Source organism: Gluconobacter kondonii (genome assembly GCF_002723995.1).
Classification (GTDB): domain Bacteria; phylum Pseudomonadota; class Alphaproteobacteria; order Acetobacterales; family Acetobacteraceae; genus Gluconobacter; species Gluconobacter kondonii.
The window spans coordinates 1-924 of record NZ_BEWP01000061.1 but is presented as its reverse complement, the minus strand read 5'-3'; the positions used below and the strand labels follow the sequence as shown (position 1 = coordinate 924).

Annotated in this window: 1 protein-coding gene; it reads right to left on the bottom strand. The window is 54.4% G+C overall.

Features of this window, described 5'->3' with window-relative positions:
- Positions 1–12 precede the first annotated feature (12 nt).
- Positions 13–843, bottom strand: coding sequence for an IS5 family transposase (locus tag GKO01_RS15705; RefSeq protein ID WP_099287799.1), 831 nt, complete (start codon positions 841–843; stop codon positions 13–15).
- Positions 844–924 lie beyond the last annotated feature (81 nt).

Genomic DNA, 924 nt, shown 5'->3' with positions numbered 1-924 from the left:
TCAGAGCCTGACTCAAAAAGCGGTCTGAGTGATTTTTCGCAGCAATCTGCGGATATGAGCAACGATGAGCCATGCTTGTGAGGCTTGGAGTGTTGCCTCGACATCTCGGTTGAGACGGCGGCATCTTCCGAGCCATGCGAATGTCCGTTCCACGATCCATCGCTTTGGCAGCAGGACAAAACCCTGAGCACGGTCTGAACGCTTTACAATGTCCAGCACCCAGTCTCCCATTCGTGCCAGAACCTTTTGCAGTTTCTCCCCTGCGTATCCTCCGTCTGCGATGAGACGACGAAGCCAGGGAAAGAGTGGCCTGATTTTTTCTGCGACCAGAGGGGCTCCGTCGCGATCCTGAATATTTGCGGCATGCACAACCGAGACGATGAGATGCCCCAGGGTATCGGTTACAATATGCCGTTTTCTGCCTTTGATTTTCTTGCCTGCGTCATAACCTCTGGGGCCGCCATTTTCCGCAGTTTTCACGGATTGGCTGTCAAGAATGCCGACAGAAGGTGTGGCCTCACGGCCTTCCTGTTCGCGTGAAAGCATCACAAGGACATGATTGATGGCCTCCCAGCGCCCTTCGCGCAGCCATGCGTAGAAATACCCCTGAACGGTCGTATAGGGTGGGAAGTCATGTGGCAGGGCACGCCACTGGCATCCCGTCGAGACGATGTACAGCACCGCCTCAACAACCCGGCGGAGTTCCGTTCTTCTGGGACGGCCATACCGCTTTTGGGGTGGCATTAACGGTGCCAGAAGCGCCCATTCCCGATCACGTAGATCACTTGCATAGGTCAGATCATCGCGACGATACTGACGACGGGTGATTTCAGTCCAGGCCACAATTCACTCCTTCTCTTCGCAAAGACGGAGGAATCACAAACCACTGAAATCACTCAATTCATTTTCGGTCAGGCTCTCAGG